The following is a 23,755-nucleotide window of genomic DNA, read 5'->3' on the forward strand; positions in this document are numbered from 1 at the left end:
GACGTCCTCACGTCAGGGGATGGGCGATGGGGGCGGTGAGCAGGCAGGCGTCCCAGGAGCTGGTGTGCGCGCCCGCGCTGCTGCAGCTGAGGGCGGCCAGCGCGACGCCGGCGGCGCCTTCGAGCAGGCCGGGGCTCGCGGCGACCAGGGCAACTGCGGTACGCCGAGGCCCGGCGCCGTCCGGGTCGAGCGCGCCGAGGAGCCGAGAAACCAGCGGGCCGAGCGTCCCGGCGGTATCGGGCAGGGCGTCGGCGGCCATCCGGTGCGCGATCTGGGCCAGGCCGGCGTGGCCGTGGCAGAGCGACGGGTCGGTGGTCGCCGCGAGCTGGCACGGGTCAGCGAGAGCGCGTACGAGTGTGCCTTCGGCCGTGGCGCGGCGGACGTGATCGTTCAGGGCCAGGGCGGCGAGTTGCTGGGCGCGCGCCAGCCCGGCGGTGCCGTAGCACCAGGACGGCCGCTGCACGCGGTGGGTCGCGGCGCGGTCCGCCCGGAGTTGCGGTCTGGTGATCCAGTACGGCCAGAGCGCACCGGCCATGGAGTCGTGGCGCCATCGGTCGAGCCAGGTGCAGATTCTCGCGATGGCAGCGGTCTGACCGTCGACGACAATGCCGTGCAGGGCCGCGAGCGCCAGTAGCGCCAAGGGTCCGGCGATGCCGTGGGCCATGCCGTGGTTGCCGTGTCCGCCGGGGAAGCGGGAGTCGACGTGGCCGGAAGGCCCGCTGCCGGTCCACCAGCCTGGTAACACCTCGCTGCCGACGGGTAGGGGTCGCGTCAGCCGGACCAGATACCCGAGCACCGCGGGCAGTTCCTCGCCGTCGGGTGCTCGGCGGAGCAGGTACGCCCCGACCCCGGTCAATCCTCGGATGGCGTCGAACTCGGCGAGCGCCGGTAGTTCCCCGACGTCGATGCGGGCGTGCGCGGCGGCCACGCGGCGTCGCGCATCGGCAGTGATCACCTGGTCGAGCTCCTCGAGTGCGTGCGCATAGGCGCCGGGCCGGTGGGTGGCGGCGCAGGCGAGGACGTAAGCGAGCGCGGGTGCGCCGTGGAAGGGGTGGCTGTCGGGGCCCGCCGTTACCGGTCGGCTGGTAGCGGCGGCGAGCCAGTGGTGGGGGCGTTGCCAGGGTCTTAGCCCTGCCGCTGCCAGCTCGACGTGGAGCAGGGCGATGCCGGGTACGCCGAGGGCGAGCGACTGCCGCCACCAGGGTTGCTGGATCGGCAGCCGGGGGTCGTCGGGATGGGCGAGCAGATCGGCGACCGCGACAGCGAGGTCGTGGCTCTCGTACGGAAGGGTCATGGCCGGCTCCGGGCGAAGTAGGCCAGGGCGGCGGCGCGGGCGAGGTAGCGGCACCGGTCCTCGTCGTCGAAGTCGATGCCGACCGCGCGGATGTAGTGGGCGTGCATGAGGGAGCCGAGGAGGTCGTCGCTGTTGATGCCGTCGGTGTGCGGTCCGGGTAGGTGGGTCCGGTAGACGGCGAGGGCGATGTCGCGGTTCTTCCAGGCGTCGACGATGGCGGTGCCGCCGGGGACAGCGCGCAGTGCGGCCCAGTCGTCGCCGGGGTGGGCGAGTCGTACGGCTTCGTGGAACAGCGGCCGCTCGACCGGCTGCGGCGCGGTCGGGGGTACGTGGTCGATGAGCCAGCGCATGCCGGCGTCGACGTTGCCGGTGTAGGCAACGGCGATAGCGGCGATCTGCGCGGCGACGAGTGCCTGTCGGCGCGGGCGGACGGGCTGGCGTAGCTGCGTGAGGACGGCGTGGGAGTCGGCGATGAAGACCGCCTCGGCGGCCTGCATGGCCGCACCGGATCCCCACCGCCCGGTCTCGGGGTAGGAGGTGGCGTACTGGATCTCCCGCAGCAGGCCACGTCGGCGTAGATCGTCGGCCCATGCGCTGACACGTCCGGCGGCCGGTCCGAATGCCGACGGGTCGGGCAGGGCGATGCGGAGGCGGAGATGCTGGTCGGGGTCGCGGAACCGGAGGAACCACCAGTCCGGCGGCACCTCCCACTCAGTGAGCAGTCGGGGCAGGTGCTCGGCGAGGAGGAGGTCTTGTCGGCGGATGTCTCCGTAGAGTTTCGCGAGCAGCAGCGGAGAAGCGGCAGGGCTCAGGCACTGGTCTCGTCCGATGACGCGGGCCGGCGTCGGTGTGGGCAGGGGTGGCCAGGGTGGTCGCTCAGTGGCGTGCAGCGTCAGGATGACCTCATGCGGACGGCCGCGACACCAGCCGAGGTCCTGCGGGGTTGGTGCTTCCACGAGGACCGCTCGCGGTGCGGTGAGCAGGTGGGTGCGCAGCAGGACGCGGTGCGCGGACTCGTCGAGGTCCAGCGGCAGACGCCGGTCGGCTTCGACCAGCTGCACCAGGCGGGGCAGGCGCCGGCGGGCCCGCCACTGGTCGAGGGCGTCGTCCCAGGCGTACCAGGGCTGCCGCCGGTCGGGCAGCTCGGTAGCTTCCGGCCGCCAGGTGGCGGGGGCGAGGATCGCGCGTCCGTAGCGGATGCGGGGAAGGAACGGCAGCTTGGCCCGGGCGGCGGCGCCCCAGTCGAAAGCGGTGACCTGGGCGCACTGGGCGCGGCCGAGTTCGATGAGGAACCGGGCCAGTGGTGGGGTGTGGGTGCGCAGGTTGAGCGCGTGCATGCCGACGGCTTCGAAGCGGTGGCCCTGGTCGGGTGCAGCGAGGTACATGCGTCGGCCGTCGCAGCCGACCGCCAGGTCGTCGACGGTGAGTACCGACCGGTTCGGGCGCCGGTGCTCGGCCAGGCTGATGACAGTGGGCAGGATCTGCATGGCGCGGGTGACGTGGGTGGTCGCGGGATCCAGCGGCGGGAACGACATCTGGGCGGGCACCGTGTCGTGATCGGCGGTGGGCAGGTCGGTCAGGCCGGCGGCCAGCTTCGCCGCGTCGACCGCCCGCAACACGCTGAGGAACCGGCCGGTGAGTCCCCCGGCGCCCCGCGACACGGAGGTGACCTCGACGGTGAACCTGCCGCGCGCCAGGGCGGCTTCGCCGGCGGCGTGCACGCGGACGCTCGTCTCCAGGTGTGCCGGTAGCCGCAGCCGTGGCGGCCCCAGCTCCAGTTCTGCGATCAGCTCCTCGTCGAGCAGCACCTCGTCCGCGCCGTCCAGGGCGGCGCGCTGGGCGAGGGCGAGGAGCAGCTCGTCGCGGCGGGACAGGGGTGATCGTGGCTCGTCTGCTGGGGTGCCGGGGTATCCGTCGGGGAAGCCGATGCCGCTGTCCGGGTCGACGACGTCGCGTACCGGCACCAGCGAGCCGATCCCGTACCGTTCGTAGAAGCGCTGGTGGTAGGCGCGCCACGCCGCGGTGCCGTAGGGGTGGGCGCTGAGCCGGGTCAACGCCAGGGCGGCGCGTTCCACCTCCCGCGCCACCTGATCGGGCAGCGTGACCGACGCGTCCAGCCGGAGATCCACCGCGAGAGGCTCGTGGACGGAGATGCCGAGGGCACGCATCCGGGAGGTCACCTGGGCGCGGGCCTGGCGACCGTCTGCGCCGTGGGCGGTGCGGTGGCGTCGTAGCGCGGTGTGGATGTCGCGCAGGGCGCGGACCAGGTCGGCGACCGCCGCGATGCCGCCGGCATCGACGTCGTCGAGCTGGAGCAGCAGGTACGCCAGGGCGTCGGGTTCCGTGCCGGGCGCGTGCAGGCTGGTGATCAGTGCGCCGCGGGTGATCAGCTCGGCGAGCATCCCCTCAACGGTCGCCGGTGCAGCGCGCGGGAACGCGGCACACAGCTGCGCGGACAGTGCTTCCACCCGGATCGGGGCGTGGGCGGCGGTGATCGCGGCGCGGACCGGCGCGGTGTACCGCAGCGACACCTCCACGGCCGTCGTGCCCTGCGGTCGGGCGTGCGGCTGGTAGGGCAGGACGAGCCGGTCGTCGCGTACCGTCATGGTGTTGTTCGCGACCACCGAAAGCCGGGCGACCAGGTCCGGGCATCGTTCCAGGTGGCTGATCATGTCGGCGAGCCACGCGGCGCCCGCCCGGGCGACGGCCTGGTGTGCGGTGCCCCATCGGGTGGGCGAGCGTGATCCGAACACGGCGGGTGCCACCCCGGCGAGGAGACCGAACGGGGTCGGCCGGCCGCGTAGGCGCTGCGTGTATCGGGCGACGGCCTGGATCACCCGCCGGGTTTCCCGGACGGTGAGGGCGTCGCCGGCGCACAGCCTGGCGACCTGCGCGGCGAGTACCGGGCTGGCGTGGCTGATCGCGTCGACGAGGGTTTCGTTCGTCCACACCTGCCGCAGCCATGCCACCCAGCCGGGGACGAGGGCGTGGCGTGGTTCGGTCAGGTCGGGCCACGGCGGCAGGTCGATGTGGGGGTGGGCGGCCGCGCGGACGAGCGCGGCCCCGGTCGACCGGTATGCTGGAGAGCCTGTGGGAGAGCGCACGCTGCACCTCGGGTGGATGTCGGTTCGGGTGCCGGCCGGCGCGGAAGATGGGGGCGTGTTGCCGCGCCGGCCGGCCTTTCCGGGGAAGGGTTCGTCGGTCAGGCGACGTTCGTGGTGCAGGCGGTGCAGGTGCTGCCGCAGCCGTCGTCGGTCAGGTTGACCAGGCCGGCCACGTCCGCCACCTCCAGCAGGCTGACGTCCAGGTCGAAGTCCCCGCCGTCGGCGGTCGTGCTCTGCTCCGCGGTGCTGGTGGACATGTCTTCCTCCGATCTTGAGATCCCTTCGGGCCGAGGTGACCCGAGGTGGTGCCGGGTGGCCGCGTCCCGGTGACGCGTCACCCCTACCGCCCGATGCGGACGGAGCTTGAAGCGGCAGTCGGCCGGGTTCGCCGACGTGGTCGTTGCTCGGTGTCGGGAAACGCGGCCGTGCCTGCGGCGCCGGCCGGCCCGCGCCACATCCGCCAGATCGTGGGTCCGCTGATGGGCAGGATCAGCGGCGGCCCGGCCCGGTAGCCGAGCCGCAGGTACAGCCTGCGGTTGCGCATGTTGCTGGCCTCCAGGTAGGCGGGCAGACCCAGCGCGTCGAGCCGGCGGTGGTAGCTGTCGAGCAGGGCGGTTCCGACGCCGGAGCTCTGTTCGTCGGGGCTGACCGCCACGTACGCGAGGTAGTGGTGCGGTTCGCGGGGGTGGAACACGTCGAACATGGCCTCGAGGAGGGTGAACTTCGGGGCGTACGGTCCGGTGGCGGCTTCCACCGCCGCCTGGTGCTCCGGCGGCGCCGCGGGTGGAGGTACGGGCCGGGCGTACCAGATCGCGACGGCGGACCGGTCGGTGGTGGTGTCGACGTGGCCGTGGGTGAGACCGTGACGCAGGACGAGGGTGAAGTACCGGCGGTAGACGGCGCGACGGTCGTCGTGGTCGGGGACCAGCCAGTCGGCGACCGGCCCGTCGAAGAACGCGTCGACGAGTACGGAGACCAAGGGGTCGATGTCGGCGGGAGTGGCGCGACGGATGCTCACGCCGGTGCTGGGGACGGTCATGGTGAGCTCCTTGTTCAGACCGGCAGGCGGAAGCTGTCGGTGCGGCGCAGGGGCGCGGTGGCGCTGTCGGCGCCGAGTCCGATGGCGTCATAGACCTGCGGCCGCGTTGCGCGCAGGACCAACGCCCAGGCGATGCCGGCGAGGGCGGCAATGGCGTAGGTGGCCGGGAAGAGCCAGCGCAGCGGTGAGTGCGCGCTGACGCCGAGGAGGATGTCGAACTCCCGTAGCGTGGCGGCGAGGAACCCGGTCAGCGTGAGCGTGGCGAGCAGCGGCGCGACGAACGCCGGCCACCAGCCCTCGCCGTGGGCGATGCGGGCGAAGAAGCCGATCACGGCGGCGGAGGTGACGGTCATCAGGATCAGGACGCCGAGGCCACCGGTCACCGTGACCCAGAAGAACAGGTGCACGATCGGGTCCGCGCCGGCAGTGGCGTAGGCGATGAGGACGACCACCGCGAGAATGCTCTGCAGGATCGATCCGACCTTCGGGGCGCCGGTGCGGCGGCTGGTCCGGCCCAGTACGCCGGGCAGGACCCGCTCCCGGCCGAGCGCGAACAGGTACCGGGCCACGGTGTGGTGGAAGCTCAGCAGCGCGGCGAACAGGCTGGTGATGAACAGGACCCGCCCGACGGTCACGATGCTGGACCCGAGGTGCGGTGAGACGAGGTTGAAGATGAGGTCGGTGCCGTCGGTGCGGGCCGCGTCGACGATCCTGTCCGGGCCGGTGGCGACGGACATCGCCCAGGCGGACAGGCCGTAGAGCAGGCCGGTGGCGGCCACCGCGATGTAGGTGGCCCGCGCGACCGTCCGACGTGGGTCACGGGTCTCCTCGGAGAACACCACCGTGCCCTCGAAGCCGACGAAACCCGTGATGGCCGTGACCAGTGCGGCACCGATACCCGCGGCGAGGATGTGCGACGGGGCGAGGGTGTCGAAGGTGACCGTCCCGCCGGCGGGGTGCCCGACCATCACCGCGTCGAAGACCAGCGCGACCGCGCACTCGGCGACGAGCATGACCGCCAGGACCCTGCCGTTGAGGTCGATGCGCAGCACGCCGAGCACGGCCACCACGGCCCACCCGATCAGCGCCGGCACCCACCAGGTGAGGTTCAGGCCGTACTGATCGCGCAGGAACGTCGCGAGGACCGCGCCGAACCCGCCGTACAGGCCGATCTGCATCGCGTTGTACGCCACCAGCGCGACCATCGCCGCGCCGACACCGGCCGGACGGCCGAGCCCTCGGGTGACGTAGGTGTAGAACGCGCCGGCGTTGACGATCCGCCGGGACATGGCCACGAACCCGACCGAGAACAGCGCCAGCACGGCGGCGACGACAAGGTACGCCACCGGAATACCCGCCACGCCGGTGACCGCGTAGCCGGTGGTCGCACCGCCGGCGACCACCGTCAGCGGCGCGGCGGCGGCGATGACGAAGAACACCACCGAGGGGATCCCGAGCCGGCCGCGCGCCAGAACCTCGGAAACAGTGTCAGTAGTCGAATGCGACATCAGGTCTCTTTCACGAAGAGTGGATGGGTGTTGCCGTCAGGAGGTGCGGTGGCTCAGGACCGCGCCGCCGACGACGCTGCCGAGATCGGCGAGCAGATCCCGCAACGGCGGCCACGACTGCTCGACCAACCGCCGCAGATGCGAGCGCGTCGCCAGCGAGGCCCCGTCGAGCAGCGTCGTGTCCAGCTGGGTGTGCAGCGCCAGGCCGGCCAGCGCGAGGTCCACGCCGTTCAAGCTCCGGCCGTTGCGCAGGTGCTGGGACAGCCGCGCCCACGACCATGCCGCGGTGTTGATGTCGGTCGGCACGTACAGGGTGCGTTGCCGCCAGAACGGGCCCGCCTGCTGCGGCCGCACCAGACCCGACTGCCACATCCGCTGGGCGACCTGCTCGTAGGCGGACGCGCCGAGGAAGGCCAGCCACACCCGGGTCGCGGTGTGCTGCTGCTCGGCCGCGATCCGGTCCAGGACCAGGTGCTGGAGCCAGTCCTGCGGCGGCCGGATGTCCTTGACGCGCACGTGCCCGCGCTCGAACGTGATCCGCCCGCCGTAGTAGAGCTCGACGAGCAGCCCAGCGGCCAGGCCGTGCGACAGCGCCGAGTCGAACAGCCGAGGTCGGCCGGTCCGGTCGTCGTGGCACATGAAGAAGAACTCGTCCGCGATCCGGCCGGTCGGCGCGGAGGCGGCGCCGGCGGGCGCCGGACGGGGGACCGGGACAGGCTCGGAACGGACATACGAGGCGGCGTGCTCGTCAGCGGCGCCGAGGGCTGGATTCACCGCGGCCGTCCTTCCTGAATCGTGTCGTCTGCGGAGTCGAGAAGCTGGAGCTGTACGAGGAGGCGAGGGCCACCGGGATGACGGGACAGCTCCTCCAGCGCCCACTCGTTCTGGCGACATACGCCGTCGTGGCACTGAAAGCAGGCTCCGCCCTCCTTGTGGGCGAGCACGGTCCGGCGAGCCGCGTCGAAGCGGTCGACGGGACGGTCGCTCTCCTCGACCCCAGTCACGGCGCGGGAGTGTGGACTGGCCGTTGCGGCGGCGATCCCCGGCGCGGCCGGAATAGGATGTGAGTCACCGCCTTTACAGTCACTCCGGCGGACGATGCTCCGCCGCCGCGGCTCCTGATCGGCTCGTACGACTGGCAGTGCTTCGGAGGGGCGGGCCATGCGAAGCGGGTCATCCGGACACCTCCTCATCAAGGTGCGCGGCCGGGCCCTACCCGACATCGACCGCGTACCCGGCTCATGTGCATGAGCAGTCTCGGATTCGGAGCACGCGCGTAGGCCGTCGTGGGCGCGCGCTCGGCCGATGCTGCTCCGTGCAGCCCTCACCCCAAGCCGGCGCCCATCTACGACCTGAGAAACCACGTCGGCGACGAGGCCCAGTGTCGGAACCTGCCCGCCGTCGGCGACGGATCCCGGACTGAGGACCCTCGGATCGGGGTGGCGTCTGGCTTGCACAGCATGACCTTGGTCGATGCTGTGATCGCTCAGCTAGCCAACGGTGAGCGCCCCACGGTGGGGCTCTCACCGTGAGACGACGGCCAGCGTCAACTGCGGCAGGCCGGACATCTCACCCGCGGGCGACTACTGTGCGCAGTAGTCGCGGTCGGAGGGAGTGACCATCCATGCAGCGGGTCGTCAGGCCGCAGTGGTGGCACGAGGGCACGTTTCGCGGCGCGGCCATACGCGTACACCTCGCGCGTCACGACATGGCGGCGGCCTTCGGCTTCCTCAAGGAACGGGGCTTCAGTTGGTCTGCGATCGCGACGGCGACCGGGCTGGGCGCCAGCCGGGTCTCAGAGATCGCAGCTGGGCGCCGCGTCGTCACCGACTACGCGGTGCTGGAGCGGATCGCCGAGGGGTTGTCCATCCCGCGTCACTTCATGGGGCTTGCTCTCGACGAACAGGCACTCCACCATCGGCGGGGTGACGCTCCTGAGCCGGCCCGAAGCGCTGGGCCCCTCGACCCCCACGAGTTGCTCGGGGTCGTCGCCAGCATCGCGGTAGGAGCGATACCCGAAGGCGTGGAACGCTGGCTGCCCAACTCCCAGAAGACCGCCCTCCCGGCCACTGTCGGTCCGGACGAGGTAGCCACCGTTCGCGCCGTTACCGCCTTCCACCGCCGGCTCGATGCCGCCGCCGGAGGCGGCCGGTGCCTGCAATCCGCGTGCGGCTACGTGGCATGGGCGACTCAGCTCCTGCAGGTGAAGTGCGCCGATACCGTCGCTGTCGACCTCCGTACAGCGCTTGCCGAACTGCACAACCTCGTCGGCTGGGTGGCGCACGACTTCGACGATCACGACATGGCCCGCCGGCACCTCACCCAGAGCCTCGTCCTCGCGCGACAGACCGACTCGCTCCCGCTGCTGGCCAACACGCTGTACCGCCTGGGTAGGGTCAGTCTCCACCAAGGGCAACCGGCGGAGGCGCTCCAGCTGTTCGGCCTCGGTCAGCTCGCCGCACAGCAGGCCGGGTGCCATGCCAGCGTCGGCATACTGCACGCCAACTCCGCCTGGGCCTACGCCCTCCTCGGAGCCGACCACCAGGTCGTCGACAGCCTTTCCCGGGCACGGCGGGAGCTCGACCGGGCCGACCCGGACACGGCGCCCGCCTGGACCCACTTCGCGCTCACCGAAGCCGACGGACACGGGATCTCGGCCGTCGTCTACTCCGCCCTCGCCCGTCACCCGGAACACCTTCGATACGTGGAACGGGCTGCCGAGCACTCCCATCAGGCTGTGCAGCTTCGCCGGCCCCAGGACCGACGATCGTTCATCTTCGACACGATCTCCGTCGCCACAGCGAGTATCCTTGCCGGTGATCTCGCAACCGCTGGCGAGTACGGCACGAAGGCGGTGGGGCTGGTGGTGGACGGGGGAATGCGGTCGGCCCGTGTCAACGATCGTCTGGATGCGCTCTGGGCGCTTGCCGCGCCCAAGGCCGAGCGGGAGCCGGCGCTCGCCGCTCTCGGCAGCCGGCTCGCGGAGCTGCGGGCGGTCTGATGACCACCGCTCTCAGCGACGCTGTCGCCTCGGAGCTCCGTGCTCATCTGGGCGAGGTCTGTGCGGAGCTCGGTATTGAGCCGGATAGCGCCAGGCTCGTGAAGTACACGATGAATGCAGTTTTCGAGGCGCCGCCGTTCGTGATCCGACTTGCTGCCGGCCCCCACGCCTTCACGCTGGCGGAACGCGTGGTCCCGGTCGCTCAGTGCTTGGAGAAGGCGGGGATGCCGACTGTGCGGATCTCCTCCGGCGTCGCCTGCCGACCGATCTTCAGCGGGGAGTGGGTCGCGACGGCCTGGCAGTACGTTCCCACGGTTCGCGATGAGCCCAGGCCTGTCGACCTGGCCATGCCGTTGCGCGCCCTACACGGTCTTGAACAGCTCAATGTGCCGTTGCCGCGCTGGTCGCCGATCCCGAAGTTCCGCCGCCGTCTGGACGCCGCCGCATCGCTACCGCCACGCGAGGCTGACGACCTGGAGGGATGGTCGAGGACTGAGTTGGGGCTCAGCACCCAGGATCTGTTGCGTGATCTCCGCTGGCGCTGCGACCGTGCCGAAGAGGATCTCGATCGGGTGGCTTGGCAGTTGCCTCCGGGTGTGATCCACGGCGATGCTCACACCGGGAACATCCTCCTGCCTCTGCCGGGCCAAGGGGCGAGCAGTCCAACACCTCTGCTCTGCGACCTGGACGGGGTGTGCCTCGGTCCGCGGGAATGGGATCTCGTGCCCACCGCCCATGGCGCCACCCGGTTCGGGCGATCCCGGATCGACTACGAGGATTTCGTCGATGCCTACGGGGTGGACGTCACCACCTGGACGGGCTGGCCGGTCCTACGAGGCGTTCGGGAGCTGCAACTTGTCACGAGCACGATTGATGCTCTCGCTGGCCGCCCAGACGTGGCCAAGCAGCTTGCCCACCGACTCAGGTCACTCTTTTCCGGTGATCTGGAGGCGACCTGGTGTCGTTACCGGTAAGGGCCCGACCCTACCGGTGCCCGTGCAGGCGGCACCCGCGTCGACAGGGCCGTCGGAACATCAGCCGTTACAGACTGGCCCCTGACCTCGCCCGCACCTGCTCCGGCAGATCGTGGTCGGGCGTGCTCCCAGTTGTCTTCGCCTGCAATTGCTCGATGGCCTCTTTCGTGTAGTCGTCCACCAGCTTTGAGAGTTGTACATCGTCGAGCGATTCGAGGCTGACCAATACCGCAAGTCGCCGGAGTCTGCGCGCGGTGATCCGCAGGATGTCGGTCCTTGCGGCGCCGGCCTCACCGGCTACGGTCAGGTGGCCATGGGCAATGGCGCGGGCGACGCGTGGATGCGCACCGAGCGTCGGGCGCTCGAGGATCGCGACGGCCTCGTCCTCGTAGAGTCGGGCGCCGAGGTCCTCGCCCAAGCTGTGGACACGGGTCCAGAGGCGTCGGAACACGTTGCGCGGACGGCCGATGATGCGTTCGTAGCCTGGCCGCCGTAGTGGATTGGGCCACCGCCAGAGCGCGATGTCCGGCAACAGGACCAGGCTGAGAAATGACCAGACCTCTTCGCTCGCCGCGTCGGCGGGCACGATGGTCATCTGCCGGTACAGGGCCGGTGCCAGTAGCCGGTCGAAGGCTGTGCCGTTCGTCTTGCCCAGAGGTGCCGGCCAGTTGGCTTCCGCGGCGATCCCGCGGACGGTCTGCTGCAGGGCACGGAGGTCGTCCTCCGCTACGCGGTGGGGTGCCGTCGGGTACCAGGTGGTGCGCGCATCGGCAGTGGCCGACAGCCTGCGCAGTTCGACGAGGTCCCGGCCGGTGTGGAGGGTCAGCAGCCGTTCCGCGACGTGGGCAGGTAGACGCGGGTAGACGTACAGCCGGTTCATGCGAGGACCCGGTCGAGACCTTGGATGACCGCCTCCAGTTCGCTCGGGTCGTTGCGGTGTTGACTACGTAGGTCGGAGAGCGACCGGTCGGGGAAGTACCTGCGTATCAGGTTGATGAACAGCTCGCCGAGTGTGCCTTCGCCGTGGTCGTGCTCGTCCTGGAGGTCCTCGCAGCGTAGCGCCGTCTGAATGAGCTGACGGACGACATCGTGCCGGAGCACCTCGGCGAGTGTCCTGGAGGCTTCCGCTTCCGGCTGGTTGAGCATCGTGGTGACGGCGGGGTGGTCCGAGTTGAGGTACAGCCGGATGCTGCCGGTGTCCGACCCGTCGAGATCCGGGGCGCAGGAGAGGTACCACAGCGAGCGGCGTCCCTCGGCGAGCCCACTTTCGGCGAAGCTCGTGGCCACCACGGGGAACCGGCTGCCGCTGCCTTCCAGGGTGAAGCGCCGCCGGGCCTGCCAGAGGATGGCGCCGGGTCGGAAGGCTGCCAGCGGCGAGATCGGTGTCGGGTCAGGTGCAGCCAGGACCATCCGGGCGGTCAGGGTGAGGTTTCCGCCGATCTCGGTGCCCGGGATCGCAACCGTCAGTCGGTTTTCACCGTCAACCAGTCTGGCCGGGGTGGAATTGTCGCGGCGGTTGGTGCTGCTGCTGTGCCAGGTGACCAGACAGTGCACGGCTGCGGCGGGCGACAGGCCGCAGTCCTGCAGTACCCCGGGCAGGTCGACATGCAGGGGCCAGTTCGCGGTGAGATCGGTGAAGTAGTCCCAGTCAGGCACCGGCTCCCCCTCGGGGACGGGTGTGCCCTGAGGACCGGTGACCGTCACGGTTCCGGATTGGATGCGCTCCTCGGCCGGGGTCAGGTGGCCCGCACTGATCGGGGCGCTCACGTCGGTGTCACCTCCTCCTGGCGTATCCGCACGGTGACGGCTGCATCAGCCGGTTGGGTGAGAGTGACGGTCCAGTGTTCCGACGTCTCGGTGGTCAGGGTCAGTTGCGGACCGGGCGTGAGGTCTCCGTTGTCCCGGTCACGCCAGTGCAGTACTTCGACCGGAGTGGTCTCGTCGGCGGGCTCCGGTGCTCCGTCAGCGATCGCGACCAGTGGCTGGGCGATGAGGGTCAGCGACGCACCGGAGGCTCCGGTGAGGTCGATGTCGAATTCAACCGCACGGCCGCCGTCCCTCAACACGATCTGGCGGGGACGGGGGTGGAAACGCAGTGTCGGACCGGTCGTGGAGCGCGACCCCCGCCCGTGGTGCCTCTGCTGGCGTCCTTTGCCTCCGTTGTGCACTGTCGGTGTGTCGTTGTGGCCTGCCGGTGCTCCCGACGAAGTGGTCGGTGGATCGTGCACCGGGTTGTCCGACCCGGCCGGGATGCGGATGTCCGTGCCACCCGCCTGTGTGTCGAGGAGTGTGCCGAGGACGTTCGCCAGCCGTGAAACCCCCGTCGCGGCCTCGGTGGTGGGGGTCGTCGCGTTGTCCGTACGGCGTTCCTTGAAAATCCGGTCGATGCGGTTGAGTGCCTGGCTGACCGGGTTACGGGCGTACCGCTGCCGTTGCGCCAGCCTCGGCTGCCACCTGTCGTGCGTCGGTGGTTCGGCGCGGGCGAAATCCCCGTCGAGTTCGGGATCGGCGATGAACACGCCGCTGATGGCGTGCCCGAACGGATCCGGAGTGACGTTGCGGTACTCGACAACGAGGCCCGGTCGGCGCATGAGGGCGATCTCCGCGGGTGGCCGGGCATGGCTGCCTGAGGCGGCCGCCCTGTACGTCCGCCATGCCAGTACGCCGAGACGTTGCTCCGGACGGCTGCCGACGATCTCCTGGACAGCCCAGGGCCATGGATGGTCTCCTGCTGCGCCGTCGAAGACCGAGCGGCAGCGCCGGTGCGCCTCGACGAAGTACCGCAGCCGGGCATCGGTCGCCGGGTCGGGAAGATCTATCCGTGACCCGTCGCAGGTGAACCGCAACGTGAGCCCGGGAGGTGACCCCACTTGCCCGACGGTGTTGGCCCACGCGTACCTCGTGGCGGTGTCGGCCATCACGGCGACCACGTCGGACAGGTGCTCCTCTCCGGTCCGGGGAGCGATGACCATGACCGAGGTGCCGGTTGCGTCTCCGGACAGGTGCGTCAGTCCGATGGCCCGGGCCATGTGCTCCGCCGCCGGGCCGGTCACCGGTTCCACGCCGACGTCGCTGTGTGGAACTCCCCACCAGTGGCGTCCGGTGTACTGATGTCGCCCGACCCGGTAGGGATCGGTGAGTGACATGCCGATCAGTCGGCACTCGGTACCGGCGCTGGTCCTGATGCGGGTGAATATCACCACGGTGTCGATGCTGCTCGCCTCGAACAGCACGGCCTTGCCGTAGCCGTAGGTTCCGCCACCGAACCCCTTGTCGGGGTGTCGGCCGATGTTCCGGACGAGGTCGACGAAATTCCGTGGATCATCCTCACCCACCCGGTCCGCCCTGGTGGGACCGGTGAGCCCTTTCGTACCGGTGTCGGTGACCGTGAGGACCTTGAGGCCCGGGTTGTCCAGGTCGGCCCCGGGTAGAAGACGACGCAGGCTCTGCAGTTGCCCGGGATCGAGGGGCCAGCCGTCCACGGAGAACTCGGCGGGTCGGCCCTCTGTGGCGGCGTCCCAGCTGTTCTGCAGTGTCTCGCGCAGGAACAGCTCCCAGAAGTCCATGGAGTAGGTGCCGAGTGTCCGGCGTACCGACCGCGCGTCGATCCCTCCTGATGGTGGGAGCGGCTCGGCGTACATGGCGATGCGCGTCATGGCTGTTCCATAAGCGCGGCGGCTGCCGCGGAGGGGTCGGTGAGATGATGATCGAAAGCTGACAGATCGATACTGTAGTTCAGGCGGACCAGGTGCTGCTGCAGTGACGCATCGAGCTGCCCGGACGTCACCCGGGGGAAACCCGGGCTGTTGACGTGGTACGAGGCGGCGCGTTTCACCCGGTGCCGGTCCCGGCGGTACGCATCGGCGTCGTCGTTGCGGTAACCGATTGTGGCCAGGGCGTCCAGCAGGATACGCCTGTCCAGTCCCGTACCGAGGAGCCTGTCGACGACGTCGGGGACGCTGTCGCCGGCGCTGTCACGTTCGAACTGCTCGACGTACAGGTAGAGATCGGTGCCTGGGCGTTCCTCCAGTTGGTCGGCGCCGTGTACGCCGACGACCAGACGGTCGCGGTGCGTTGTGGCCTTGACTTCAACGGCAGCGGTGACGGAGGTGAAGTCCGCGCGTGCCTTGTGGGGACCGGTCCAGAGCTGGAGCGGCTCGGGGCCACCGAGCCCGCAGATCCGTTCGAGGAAGTGCAGCTCGGCGAGCAGGCCGAGCAGCGCCTCCGGTCCGAGTATCGGACCGGGTGCGGGGGAGAGCAGCTCGCGCCACCGGTGCAGGAGCTCCAGGCAGACCCGTCCGGGATCGCCGGGGCGGCGCTGCAACTGTCGGCTCAGGTCGTCGGTGAATGCCGTGAAGATGTCGTTGAGCTCAGGTAGCTGGCAGACCACATCCGCGTACCGTCCCGGGTGACCGGAGTCGTCCTCCAGGCTCCGGGTGGTGACGGTGACGCCGCGGCTGGTGGTGTCCTGCACGGTGGGGTGCCGGTCGGTCAGCGGGATGAGCAGATGTCGGCGCCCGGAGGCGTCGACGCCGACAGCGACCGGCCCCGCGGCCACCTCGACCGCACTGTCCAGCACGCGCATCTCCCGTGGCGGATCGGTCGCCTCCAGTCGGCGGAACATCTCCTCGGCGCTGCCTGTCATGACGCGGCACCGTCGGTCAAGGCTTCACCCGCCCGTTCGTCGGCGGCGTCGATCTCGTCGATGTCGACGGTCTCGAGCTCCTCGTCGACCGGCGCGAGGCTGGACAGGTCGACCGAGACGTAGTCACGGTCCTCGGGTCCCCGGGCCTCGGGAAAGAACAGACCCACGCCGAGTATGTCCTCCACGGCCGCGAGCTCGGTTCTCGGATAACCGCGTTTGCCACTGCTGCGCTCGACCGTGGACCTCCTGCTCACGGGATAGAGACACAGGAGCCCGGTGCCCCCCAGCTGCCCGTCACGCAGCTCCCGTAACCTCCGGTCGGTGGGGTCTCCGTCGATCATGTCGCTGATTCTGATGGAGGCCGGTAGGTCGGCGACGCGGTCCAGGGTCGAAACCAGTGCCTTGATGTCGGCATAGTCCTCCGGCACCTTGAGCCGGCTGCGGTTGATCATGTGGTACTTGCGGCCCGCCAGGGCCATCCCGCCCAGGCGGTCGCTGCCCTGGTCGATCACGACGATGTTCCAGGTGCGCAATGCGTCGTAGTCGTTCTGCTTGGCGATGTACTCGCACAGGGCTTCCGGGCGGAGGCTGGGGCTGCGCTCATGGAAGCGGTAGTCGCGCAGGAAGGCCATCACTCTCGCGGCCGGCACCCCGGTCAATGCGGTGCGGCCGGCCCGCACGGGAACCTCCCGTACTCCGGGAAGCTTAAGGGCGGCGGTGAGGAGACGGTCGCCGGCGTCGATGTTGTGTCGCAGCCACCCCTCGTCCCGATGGTGGAATTTGATCGTCTGCATGACCTGGGAGCCGAAGCTGTAGCGGACCGTGACGCCCGCGCGCATCTTGGCGGCCGACGTCACTGCCATGGCCGGGTGTTTACGGATCATCACCGCCAACTCTCGTGGCGTCTTGTGCTCCGTCTCGTAGCGGCGGATCTGCTGCCGGATCTCGGCCTCCACGGTCGCCAGGTCCACGAACCATGCTGCGAGCTCGCCTGTCATCCATATCCGGGGCAGGTCCTCGTAGCCGTGGCGGTAGCCGAACCAGCGACCCATCTGCAGCAACGTGTCGTAGGCGGAGGCCGCCCGGACGAAATAGCTGCACACCAGGCCGGCGAGGGTCAACCCACGGGAGAGGGTGTTGCCCCCGATCGCAATGGCGGTGACCGGCTCCTCTCCGTAGCTGAGCCGGACGTCGGACTGGTAGTTGTCGACCACCACCCGGACGTCGGCCATGACGCCGGGGATCCGGTCGTAGACCTGCGGCCACGGTACGGCCGGAAGTCCGAGATCGGCGGCGGGCACCCGGCCCGTCTCCCGTTCCCACTGCTGGTGGAACAGGTCGCGGAGGGTGGCGGTCGACCAGCCGCCACGGAGCGTTTCCAGGTACGCCTGCACGACCTCGGCCGTCCGCTGGTGTGCGACGGCGCGCATCGACGTGTGGATCAGCATGGTCGAATCGGCCGGTGCACCGTCGCGGCAGCGGCGGGCGGCGGTGGCCAGGATGAACCAGCGGACAGCGTCGCCGAGGCTGCCGGTGACGGTCGGCCTCCAGTCGCCGAAGCCGGCACGGGCGCCGGGTGGCCGGACCGAGGGGACCTCGTCGTCAGGGACCGTCCGTACGACATCCAGGCCCCGGTCGACCGGCCCGGCCTCGTAGGTCAGCAGGTCGCGTCCGAAGATCCGCTCGGCACCGAAGTAGTCGTCGGAAGGGGGAAGGTCGACGATGAAGTCGGCGGGGTAGAGGTCGTCGGGCACGGTCGGATCCACGAGCAGGTTCGCGAACGGTGTCGCGGTGTAGGCGACGTAGGCGACCTTCGGTTTGCTCAGGATGCGGCGGATCAGGGAGTTGATGGTCGACTGCCGCCCCCTGTTGCCCACGTCGATGCTCGCCTGGTCGGCCTCGTCGTCGATGACGAGGATGGGACAGTCCTGCAGGATGGTGCCGGCGGCCTCCAGGAAACGGGCCAGTTTACGGAGGCGGTACGGGTTCTTCTTGACCACAGCGAGGAGCCGCTGGTCGGGATTGCTGAGCAGGTTGGCGGCATTGCGGGCCTGCCTGTCGTCGAAGTCCGTTTCGCCATCGGTCAGCAGATGCCAACGGCCGCGGTCGTCACCGACGAGAATCTGTTCCAGCCGCTGCTGCGTCTGTGACCGCAGGTTGTCGGTGATGCCGGACAGCACCACGACCAACCGGTAGCGTGCGTCGCACAGCTTCGCCGCCACGGACATGAAGTTGGTCGTCTTGCCGCTCTGGACGTGTCCGAGAACCAGGCCGCGACTGCTGAACCGCTCGGTCCCGGGTGGTGGAACAAACGAGACGATCTTGCTCGACGAGTCGTTGATACGTTTGATCGGCTCGTCGTCGAGACCCGTGCCCTCCAGACGGCGCCTCACCGACGGCCAGAAGACGTCGTCGGACCGGGGGATGTACCAGGGTTCCAGTTGTGTCAATGGATCCGTCAGGGAGCGGGGCTCGTGCAGGTCACGGGGGCGCCCGGCCCGGGCCTGGTACTCCGTGATGGCGGCGTCGAGGATATCGGCCGGAACGAATTTACCCAATTGGCGACGGATCGCCGGGATCGTGCTGTTGCCGTACACGGCACTGGCGATCTGTTCGACCAGATCGTTGAGGTCCTCGTCGCTGATCCGGTGCATCCGTGCCCTTCCGTCTTCGTGGTGCCGATGGGGTGGTTCCAGTGGGGACACCCGGCGGAGCATTGTCCGGTAACCACGTATACAGCATGCGTGGCGCAGGTCACCCTCCTCCGGGACCGTCCGATTGTCCGGCCGGCCAGCAGGATCGCGCCGAAGCGATCCGATCCCACACCGGTCGTCGGTTCCGCGCTGTCCGAGCCAGGGAAAGAGCCGCATTCCGGCGCAGGCGTCCGCGCCGGGGCATGCTGGGCTGCGGGCGCCGTCACCGGTAACGTTCGTGCACGTGACCGACCGCGCCGCCGAGCCCAACGCACCCGATCCCACCGCCCGTCGCGGTAAGTACAAGGTCAGACTGGTACGTGGGCCGTTCGTGCAGCTGGCGCCCCACCCCGACGCCGTCACCGACAGCGACCAGCTCCTGCGGTACGCACAGGCGTCCCTTAGGGGAGGGCACCGGTTGGCGGTCGACCTGTTCAGCGGAGCGGGTGGTCTGAGTCTCGGTATGCAGAACGCCGGCTACCGCGTGGTCCTTGCGGTGGACCACTACCCGGAGGCGGTCGAGACCCACCGCCACCACCACGGTGGTCTGAGCGTGGACTGGGACCTGGGTGACCCCGCGCGCATCCGGGAGGTCGCCGAGCTCGTCCGGCATGCAGGCGTCGAGTTGCTGGCCGGCGGGCCTCCCTGTCAGCCGTTCTCCAAGGCCGGCCGGTCGATGATCCGCCACAAGGTGCGCCACGGTCTGCGTGATCCCTATGACGAACGGCGCGATCTGTGGCGATCGTTCCTCGAGGTCATCCGGCTTGCCCGTCCCCCGGCGGTGCTGATGGAGAACGTGACGGACATGGCTCTCGACAAGGAGATGTTCATCCTCCGGACGATGGTGCACGAGCTGGAATCGCTCGGTTACGCGGTGGAGGAGAAGGCGGTCGACACCTTCCGGTACGGCGTTCCGCAGTTCCGTCAACGGCTCATTCTGGTCGGCCTGCGGGACGGTCTGGCGTTCGACTGGCCAGGGGAGCAGCCGGAGCGGGTCACCGTGTGGAACGCGATCGGCGACCTACCGGAGGTGGAGGGGGGCTGGCGTCCGGAAGGGGGTGCCGAGGGCTGGGCCCCCTACGACGTGCCCTTGACAACTTTCCAGAAGCGCATGCGGGAGGGTGTGGCTGAACCGGATACGCACAAGGTCTTCGACCACATCACCCGCCCGGTACGTGAGGACGACCTGCGTGCGTTCGAGATGATGGATCCGTCGACCCGGTATTCCGATCTACCGGACGAGGTAAAGCGGTACCGCGACGACATCTTCGACGACAAGTACAAGCGCCTTGGCGAGAACGAACTGTCACGGACCATCACGGCGCACATCGCGAAGGACGGCTACTGGTACATCCACCCGCGGCAGAACCGCACCATCACCGTTCGTGAGGCAGCCCGTCTGCAGACCTTCCCCGACTGGTTCCGCTTCGCCGGCCCGCCGTCGGCCGCGTTCAAGCAGATCGGCAACGCTGTACCCCCGCTGCTCGGTGAGCACCTGTCCCGGGCCGTGCGCGGTGCGCTCGACAACCCCCGGCCGGCACACGTGTCGACGCGGGAGGTCGCCTCGACGCTCGCAACCTGGTTCGCCTCCGGTCAGGTGAGCGGCATTCCATGGCTGCGTGCGGAGACACGGTGGCAGGTCATCCAGGCGGAGATACTGCTCGACCGTGCCCACCCGGACGTGATGCGCCAGGTGTGGACCCTGCTACGGACATGGCGCCAGCCACAGGACACGGTGGCGGCGGAGGAGAATCTCCGTCGCACCGGCGGATTCATCTCGAGGGCGAACCGGGCCGGGACGGTGGTGGAGCTCGCCCAGCGACTCGCCGATGATCCCCGGGCACTGCGGGACGACGATGAACTGCGGCGGGTTCCCGGTCTCAACGAGTCCATCGCTGACCTGGCCGTGCTGGTCGTTCCCGCGGGCGCTGAGGATGAATCGGAGGAGCCGGTACTCGTCACGAAGGGTGTGTTGCGGGTGGCAGCCCGCTTCAGTGGCCATCCCGTCGACCGACGCAACCGCCTGACGGACGGCCGGCTGGAAGTCGCCCGCATGATCGGGATCGACAGCGATGCGCGCGCCGCGCATCTGGGCCTGATCGAACTCGCGAACACATTGTGCCGGCCGGTCGAGCCGCTGTGCCAGGAATGCCCGTTGGTGAAGAAGTGCGCCGGTGCGCGGATCGACCGACCTCAGCTGTTCTGACTTCCGGTCCGGGTCAGCGGTCCAGCCCGAGGAGCTGGGCCACCTCCGGCGACTGGGTGCGGAGGGTCTCCTCGATGCGCTGCCATGCTCCCCACTGATCCGCCTGCATGGCGGCCATCCGCAGAGCGAGGCCGGCGGTCGTGGCCGCTTGGGTGGCTGCACGCACCTCAGGTGATACATCCACATCCGTCGGGAACGGTCGTCCCTGTCGCCGCGAGGTTCTGCGGTAGGCATCGTTTGCGAGGACGCACAGTTCGTTGACCGGTGCCTCCAGGATGTGGCGCAACTGGGCCGGCAGGCTGACGCGCATCTTGGCGACGTTGATGTTGAATGCGCTGTCGAGGTCGTTGTCAAAATCCAGCGCCGCCCTGGCCAATTTGGTGTGCTCGTCGATACCGCGGATCCCTCCCCACCCGCCCCACTGCACCAGTCGGTTGGCCCGGTACACGTACAGGCCCTGCTGCCGGTTCCAGTTCAGAGGGCCGGAATGCCGTTCGAATTCTGCGGCTGAGGTGAAGCAGTCACGCGGCGGTAGAACGAAGCGTCGGAGTTGAACCAGTCCCGCTGTGCCCGCCATCTCGATCTCGAACTGCTGCCGGGGCAGCTCGGAGGTGTGCGGCTCCTGCAGAGCGAACGGGTTCCACGGGCGCAGTTTCTGTCCATTGACCGAGATCACGATCGGGGCGAGTCCGTCGGACCCCTCCAGGAAGCGGTGGAAGACCATGCTCAGGTGGTCCGACGTGCGCGCTGCCAGGGATTCCAGACGCCGTCGGGCCCAGCCGCCCGCCGGGCGCTTCTCGGGCAGTACGCGATCGAGCGCCTGCCAGACGATCACGGTGCCGGTTCCCTCGGCCAGCCATTGCCGGGCTCTGCCGACCACCGGATCCTGCGGGGACGGGTCCACGACGACCCACTGGTCCCATTCCTCCACAAGGTCGAGGTCCAACTGCCGTGCGCTCGTCCGCGCAACCGTTCGGCTGCTGCGACTGATCACGGTGAGTGTCCGGCACTGGGAGAGCGACGCGGTCTTGAGGCCGAGGCCGTACCGCCCCAGCTCGCCGCGACGGTACGAACGTCTGGTGCCGAACCGGAGAGCCTCCGTGAGCTGGCCGGCTGACATCCCGTGGCCGTCGTCGGCGATAACGACACGGGAGTCCTCCCCGTCGAACTCGACCGTGACGTCGATGCGGGTGGCCCCGGCAGCGACGCTGTTGTCGACGATGTCCGCCACAGCGGTCGGGAACTCGTACCCGATGTCCCGCAGCGACCCGGTCAGTCGTGCGGCCGAGGGCGCCACGTCGTACCACGCTCTACCCGGCATCGGCACCTCCGCTCACGTCGTCCGTGAGGACCAGGATGCCACACCCACCCTGCCTCACCCGACCGCCCACGCTGTGGTCCCGGATCGGCACCGTTCCCGCCAGAGCTGCTCGACGACATCCGCAACGGCCACGGGATCCTCGTGCTCCCAGAAGTGCAGCACCGTCCAGCCGAGTGCTGTCAGGGCCTCGTCCTTCTCGCGGTCACGCAGCACGTTACGTTCCAGTTTCTCCCGCCACCACGTGGCGTTGTTCTTCGGCAGCACCGCATGCTCGGGGCACAGGTGCCAGAAGCATCCGTCGACGAACACGGCCAGACGTGCCCGTGTGAAGGCGATGTCCGGTCGGCCGGGCAGACCGGGATGGTTCGCCCTGAACCGTAGCCCCCGTCGGTGCAGCTCACGTCGTACCGACATCTCAGGCTTCGTCCGCGACCGCGGCATCCGGCTCATCTGCGCCGACACGGCGGCGTTGAGAGCGGTGGGACGTCCCGTCATTGCCGACAACCTACCCCACGCGGCACGCCCGCCGCCGGTGGTTCCCGGGCCGGAGGGCCTTCACGGTGGTACCGCCGCGTTCGGATGTTCCGGGTCCGGGCTTACTGCCCGTCCCGTTCCGCCCAAATGAATGCCTGCGGCGGACGGCGGTGGGGCGCCGGGCCCCGGGGGATCGACCGACGAGATGGTGTCGAACCCACGGCGAGGTGCCGGGGCGCTGTCTCCCGCCTCGGATGTGTGGCAGAACGGACATCAGTTCATCAGATCGTCGGCATCCGGCGCTGCGCCACCCAGGCGTGCCCTCATCCGCTCACGGAGCTGTGGCAGTGCCTTCTGCTCCAACTGGCGGACACGCTCGCGGGTGATTCCGAGTCGGCGTCCGATCTCGTCGAGGGTCATGGGGACGCCGGTTCCGACACCGGCCCGCCAGGCCAGGATTGCCGCCGAGCGTTCGGGGAGGTCCGCCAGCGAAGCCCGGAGAAGAGTAAGCGTCTCCTGACGCTGTGCAACCAGATCGGGTCGCAGTGTGTCGCGGTCCGGAGTCACGAATTCGGCCAGCGACGCATTGCCGTCCCCGATCAGCAGATCCAGCGACACAACTCCGGCATGCAGCCTGAGGCATTCGATTACCGTGCCCGGTTCCAGGCCGAGCTCGTGACAGATTTCCGACACCGTCGCCCTGCCGGAATGCGTCAAAAGCCGGTTCCGGATCGCCACCACCCGACGTACCTGGTCGGACTTGTAGACCGGAAGGCGGATCAACCGGCTCTCGTTCGCGACTGCTCTCGTCACGGCCTGGCGGATCCACCAGACCGCATAGGTGGAGAACTTCAGACCGCGGGTGGGATCGAACCTCTCGACCGCCCGCATCAGGCCGACAACGCCGTGCTGGTCCAGGTCCTCGCTCTCCATTCCCTGTCCCAGAAAGCTGCCGGCGACCGAAGCAACGAGCCGCCGATTGTGCAGCACCATGGCGTCGAATGCCTGCGCCCGCTCGTCCGGGAGCTGGAGACCTGCGCGGTAGCCGTGCGGAACCTCTTCGTCCGGCCGGTACTGTTCCCCGCGCAGCAGCAGCGCCAGGCCGACCTCCTCGGAGGCCGTGAGCAGGCGGTCCCATGGCCGGGACGACGCCCTGTCCCTATGCAGGAGCCTCCGGGCGTCGGCAAGGAAGCGTTCCGTGTGGGACGGGTCGACCAGTCGAGCCGGCCCACGGCCATCGAGCTCGTCGCCATCCGGTGGGACGACGGCGACACCGAGCTTGACCAGCCTCTCAAAGACCTGCTGCCGCACCGTCGCCCGTGGGTCGCCGACCAGCTCGAGAACGCTGTCGACCTCCCAGTCCCCGACCGACCTGTCCCGTACGTGCGCCAATATCAGCTGTACGCACGTGTCGACAACCTCCTGATCGGCCGAACAAGTCACACCGGCCATTGTGGCCCCCACCGACAACAGCGAGGTTCGGCGGGAGGCTCCCT

General features: G+C 69.4%; 17 protein-coding genes. 3 read left to right on the plus strand and 14 right to left on the minus strand.

All coding sequences use genetic code 11. The features are described from left to right. Positions 1 to 7: 7 nt before the first annotated feature. The 6 genes from MicB006_RS27810 to MicB006_RS27835 all read right to left on the minus strand — a co-directional run bounded on the left by MicB006_RS27810 (position 8) and on the right by MicB006_RS27835 (position 7,719). Positions 8 to 1,294 (minus strand): lanthionine synthetase C family protein, encoded by a 1,287-nt coding sequence (locus MicB006_RS27810; RefSeq protein ID WP_116511892.1) that lies wholly within the window; start codon positions 1,292 to 1,294, stop codon positions 8 to 10. Beyond that, positions 1,291 to 4,398 carry a lantibiotic dehydratase gene (locus MicB006_RS27815; RefSeq protein WP_225980534.1) on the minus strand — a complete coding sequence of 1,036 codons (3,108 nt, stop codon included), beginning with the start codon at positions 4,396 to 4,398 and terminating at the stop codon, positions 1,291 to 1,293. Before MicB006_RS27815 ends, MicB006_RS27810 begins: the two co-directional genes overlap by 4 nt. A 98-nt stretch (positions 4,399 to 4,496) precedes the next feature. Beyond that, complete coding sequence (gene fxlA / locus MicB006_RS27820) at positions 4,497 to 4,655, minus strand: FxLD family lanthipeptide (RefSeq protein ID WP_104113317.1); 159 nt, start codon at positions 4,653 to 4,655, stop codon at positions 4,497 to 4,499. Positions 4,656 to 4,738: 83 nt separating this feature from the next. Further along, positions 4,739 to 5,437, minus strand: a complete 699-nt coding sequence (locus tag MicB006_RS27825) for a GNAT family N-acetyltransferase (RefSeq protein WP_116510063.1) — start codon at positions 5,435 to 5,437, stop codon at positions 4,739 to 4,741. A gap of 14 nt (positions 5,438 to 5,451) precedes the next feature. Continuing rightward, positions 5,452 to 6,945, minus strand: a complete 1,494-nt coding sequence (locus MicB006_RS27830; protein WP_116510064.1) for an APC family permease — start codon at positions 6,943 to 6,945, stop codon at positions 5,452 to 5,454. Positions 6,946 to 6,981: 36 nt separating this feature from the next. After that, the gene (locus MicB006_RS27835; protein ID WP_225980535.1) at positions 6,982 to 7,719 is read right to left on the minus strand and encodes a GPP34 family phosphoprotein; all 738 of its coding nucleotides are present in this window, start codon (positions 7,717 to 7,719) and stop codon (positions 6,982 to 6,984) included. An 850-nt stretch (positions 7,720 to 8,569) separates the two neighbouring features. On the opposite strand from MicB006_RS27835, the gene MicB006_RS27845 reads away from it, so the two are divergent. Then, positions 8,570 to 9,946: a tetratricopeptide repeat protein gene (locus tag MicB006_RS27845; RefSeq protein ID WP_116510068.1), complete on the plus strand. Its 1,377-nt coding sequence runs from the start codon at positions 8,570 to 8,572 to the stop codon at positions 9,944 to 9,946. Beyond that, on the plus strand, positions 9,946 to 10,920 hold the full coding sequence (locus MicB006_RS27850; RefSeq protein WP_116510069.1) for an aminoglycoside phosphotransferase family protein: 975 nt from the start codon (positions 9,946 to 9,948) through the stop codon (positions 10,918 to 10,920). The genes MicB006_RS27845 and MicB006_RS27850 overlap by 1 nt, the downstream gene beginning before the upstream one ends. Before the next feature lie 67 nt (positions 10,921 to 10,987). Here the strand turns inward: MicB006_RS27850 and MicB006_RS27855 are convergent, their stop codons facing one another. From MicB006_RS27855 to MicB006_RS27875, 5 genes are all read right to left on the minus strand, one after another. Then, on the minus strand, positions 10,988 to 11,800 hold the full coding sequence (locus MicB006_RS27855) for a hypothetical protein (RefSeq protein WP_116510071.1): 813 nt from the start codon (positions 11,798 to 11,800) through the stop codon (positions 10,988 to 10,990). Continuing rightward, positions 11,797 to 12,687, minus strand: coding sequence for a hypothetical protein (locus MicB006_RS27860; protein ID WP_116510073.1), 891 nt, complete (start codon positions 12,685 to 12,687; stop codon positions 11,797 to 11,799). The genes MicB006_RS27855 and MicB006_RS27860 overlap by 4 nt, the downstream gene beginning before the upstream one ends. Then, positions 12,684 to 14,153 (minus strand): hypothetical protein, encoded by a 1,470-nt coding sequence (locus tag MicB006_RS27865; protein WP_152037895.1) that lies wholly within the window; start codon positions 14,151 to 14,153, stop codon positions 12,684 to 12,686. Before MicB006_RS27865 ends, MicB006_RS27860 begins: the two co-directional genes overlap by 4 nt. 419 nt (positions 14,154 to 14,572) lie before the next feature. After that, entirely contained in the window at positions 14,573 to 15,565 is a 993-nt protein-coding gene (locus tag MicB006_RS27870) for a PD-(D/E)XK motif protein (protein WP_116510076.1), read from the minus strand. Then, complete coding sequence (locus MicB006_RS27875) at positions 15,562 to 18,219, minus strand: Z1 domain-containing protein (RefSeq protein ID WP_116510078.1); 2,658 nt, start codon at positions 18,217 to 18,219, stop codon at positions 15,562 to 15,564. Before MicB006_RS27875 ends, MicB006_RS27870 begins: the two co-directional genes overlap by 4 nt. A 283-nt stretch (positions 18,220 to 18,502) precedes the next feature. Here MicB006_RS27875 and MicB006_RS27880 point away from each other — a divergent pair, with 283 nt between their 5' ends. Next, on the plus strand, positions 18,503 to 20,464 hold the full coding sequence (locus MicB006_RS27880; RefSeq protein ID WP_116510080.1) for a DNA cytosine methyltransferase: 1,962 nt from the start codon (positions 18,503 to 18,505) through the stop codon (positions 20,462 to 20,464). 13 nt (positions 20,465 to 20,477) lie between these two features. Here the strand turns inward: MicB006_RS27880 and MicB006_RS27885 are convergent, their stop codons facing one another. From MicB006_RS27885 to MicB006_RS27895, 3 genes are all read right to left on the minus strand, one after another. Continuing rightward, a complete protein-coding gene (locus MicB006_RS27885) occupies positions 20,478 to 21,761 on the minus strand; it encodes an ATP-binding protein (protein ID WP_225980536.1) in 1,284 nt (427 codons plus the stop codon). Between the two features lie 78 nt (positions 21,762 to 21,839). Then, complete coding sequence (locus MicB006_RS27890) at positions 21,840 to 22,280, minus strand: very short patch repair endonuclease (RefSeq protein WP_116510083.1); 441 nt, start codon at positions 22,278 to 22,280, stop codon at positions 21,840 to 21,842. 252 nt (positions 22,281 to 22,532) lie between these two features. Further along, the gene (locus MicB006_RS27895) at positions 22,533 to 23,702 is read right to left on the minus strand and encodes an RNA polymerase sigma factor RpoD/SigA (RefSeq protein WP_161565962.1); all 1,170 of its coding nucleotides are present in this window, start codon (positions 23,700 to 23,702) and stop codon (positions 22,533 to 22,535) included. Positions 23,703 to 23,755: the final 53 nt, after the last annotated feature.

Origin of the sequence: Micromonospora sp. B006 (genome assembly GCF_003408515.1) — a bacterium.
In the GTDB taxonomy this organism is placed as follows: domain Bacteria; phylum Actinomycetota; class Actinomycetes; order Mycobacteriales; family Micromonosporaceae; genus Micromonospora; species Micromonospora echinospora_A.